We start from the raw sequence: 2929 nt of genomic DNA, 5'->3' as shown, positions 1-2929 counted from the left end.
CTAGCCAGTTCCTGGCGGGGGGTCTCCCGTCCCTGGTGGGGGGTCTCCAGTCCCTGGTGGGGGCCTCCGGTTCCCGGCGGGGGGCCGTCGAGCGCGTCGAACAGCCGGCGGCCGAGGTTTGCCGCGGCGACGTTGCCCCGGTGCAGATACCGGGTGATGCCAGCCTCCAGGCTCTCGGCGGCGTCGTCCTTGCGGCCGGCCCGGTAGAGAACTTCGGCGCGGGACAGCAGCGCATGTCCCTGGCCGTCGACGTCGTCGGTGCGGCTGGCGAGATCGACGGCGGTGTCGGCGAACCGGAGGGCCTCGGCATCGCGGCCGCGCAGCGCCAGGAGCTTCGCGTGGACCCCGCACCATCCGGCCTGGGCCGGTAGCTGGTCGGCAGCGGCGGCGTCCCGACACCGGGTGACATACTTGCCCGCGTCGTCAACCTTGCCGAGCCGGACGAGAACGTCGGCGAGTGCCGCGGCCCGGTTGGCCAGGAACGCGCGTTCCCCCATCCGGGACAGCTGTCGGCAGCTTCGCCGCAGCTCCCGCTCGGCGACTGCCAGCTCGTCGGCGAGCAGCGCCACCCGGGCCACGACGAACCCGCCATGAAAGGGGTCGGCCCGCGGGGCGCGCAGGTCGTGAACGATCTCCTCGGTCGCCTTGAGATGGATCCGTGCGCCCTCCAGATCCCCCGACATGGCGGTGAGGAGCGCGAGCTGGGCGAGCACGGCCCGACGCAGAGCCCGGTCGTCGCCGGCGGCGTCGAGGGCCTCGTTCGCCCGGGTGATCCCGACGGCGACCGGCCGGGGCCCCCAGCTCATGAGCATGGTGAGCTCTCGGCGCAGCGACTGCGCGGCCCGGGGCACGCCGGACTCCTCCGCGTGCCGGACGGCGTTCTCCATCGCCCGCTCGGCCGCGGCGAACTGCCCGGCCGCCAGGTAGGCATTGGCCTGGCTGCGGCAGGCGAGCGCCGCGCCGACCTCGTCGCCGGCCTGCACGAAGTTGGTCAGGCATACCGCGGCTTCGGTCAGCGTCCTGGCGACCAGGCCCTCCGGATCGGTGGAGAACAGCACCCGCAGGTACGCGAGCCGGACGTGGGCCCGCAGGCCCTCCTCCCCGGCGCGCCGGGCCCGCTCGGTCACCTGGCGCAGGATGCGCTCGGCGTCGGAGAGCCGGCCGAACGAGTACAGCGCCCAGCCGAGGTCGATCTCGGCCCGTAGCCGCAGCGGGTCCGTCTCGGGCAGCAGGGTGATGGCCCGCTTGAGCAGCTGGGCCGCGCCGGTCTCGTCGCCCTGGCGCACCCGGTCCGCCGCCTCGATCAGACAGGTCGCCGCGGATCGGCCCAGCTCGATCGTCTCGGTGTCGCGCTGCCCAATCTCCACCCGGTAACGAAACGCCTGCTCCAGATGGTAGCTGACCAGTTCGTCGTGCTCACCGGGGCCACCCTCCAGCCGGGTCTGCAGCCACTGGGCGAACCGCTGGTGCAGATCGGCGCGCTGCCGTTTGGCGGTGGACTGGTAGGCGCAGTCGCGCAGCAGCACGTGCAGGAACCGAAACGTCTCGACGCCGGGCAGGTCGGACCGGTCCGGATGCACCAGTTCCTTGCGGACCAGGCTCAGGCAGTGGGCTGCGACCATCGGCTGTTCGCTCGGGTCTGACAGGTCGATGACAGCGTCGAGGTAGAAGCGTTCCCCCACGATGGCGGCGCGTTCAAGGACCCGCCGTTCGGGCGGGTCGAGCCGGTCGAGCCGGGCCGCGAGCAGGGACGAGATGGTCGGCGGCACCGTCACGTTGCGCAGGCTGCCGGTGGCGATCCACCGGCTGCCCTCCCGGCGCAGCAGGCCGTCGTCGACGAGGGCCGCCACCATCTGCTCGACGAACAGTGGGTTGCCGGCCGCGGAGGTAGTGATCCGGGAGACGAGGGCCGGGTCGAGGTCGTCGGAGCCCATCAGGGTGCGGATCAGGCGCTGGCAGCGCGCCTCGGTCAGCGGCGCCAGCAGCATCGAGGTGGCGTTGAGCTTGCCGCCTCCCCAGTCCCGCCGCTCCTCCAGCAGTTCCGGGCGGGCCAGGCACAGCAGCATGATGGGGGCGTCGCGGGACCAGTCGGCGATGTTCTCCAGCAGGTCGAGCAGGGTCGGCTCGGCCCAGTGCACGTCGTCGAACCACAGGATCAGCGGGCGTCGGGCCGCCAGCGCCTGGAAGAAGGACCGGACGGCCCAGAAGCTTTCCTGCGGACCGAGTTCCGCGCCGCCCAGCCCCACCAGGGGCGCGAGCGCCTCGACGATCTCCGCCGCCTGGGTGACACCGTCGAGCAGTTCCCGCAGCCGACGCCGCCCGTCCGGGGCGCTCTCGTCAGCGGACAGACCAGTGGCCTGGCGCACCATCTCCATCAGCGGCCAGTAGGCGATGCCCTCGCCGTAGGACAGGCAACGCCCGGTGAGCACGGTCGCCCGGTTCGCCATGGCCGCGCAGAACTCGCCGATCATCCGGGACTTGCCGATGTCCGCCGGGCCCAGCACGGTGAAAAGGTGGCAGCTGCGTTCCTCGACCACGGCCTCGAAGGCGTCCTGCAGCCGGCGGCGTTCCCGGTTACGCCCGATGACCGGGGCGGTGAAGCCATGGGTCGGGGCCCGGCTGCCGGGACCCGCGGTCGGGTCTACCAGCCCGATCAACCGGTGCACCCGCAGCGGGTCGCGCTTGCCCTGGACGACCAGGGGGCCGAGCGGGCTTACCGTGACGCTGTGCCGGATGAAGCGGTAGGTGGTGTCCCCGATGAGGATCTCGTCGGGGGGAGCGGCGTGTTCCAGTCGGGAGGCGACGTTCACCGGATCGCCGGTGACGCCACCGCCTGCGACGGTCACCTCGCCGGTGTTGATCCCGATCCGCACCCGCAGTTTCAGGCCCCACTCGCGCTGCAGGTCGGCGTTGAGCGCCTCCATCGCCG

General features: G+C 72.4%; 1 protein-coding gene. It reads right to left on the bottom strand.

The genetic code is table 11. The annotated features are described in order from the left end of the window. On the bottom strand, positions 1 to 2929 hold a 2929-nt coding region (locus AC08ON_RS16505; RefSeq protein ID WP_476617290.1), incomplete at both ends, for an ATP-binding protein.

The sequence above is a fragment of the Frankia sp. CoWAU3 genome (assembly GCF_977971855.1).
Note: the sequence above shows the minus strand (reverse complement) of the source record. Positions and strands in the feature narration are given on the sequence as shown.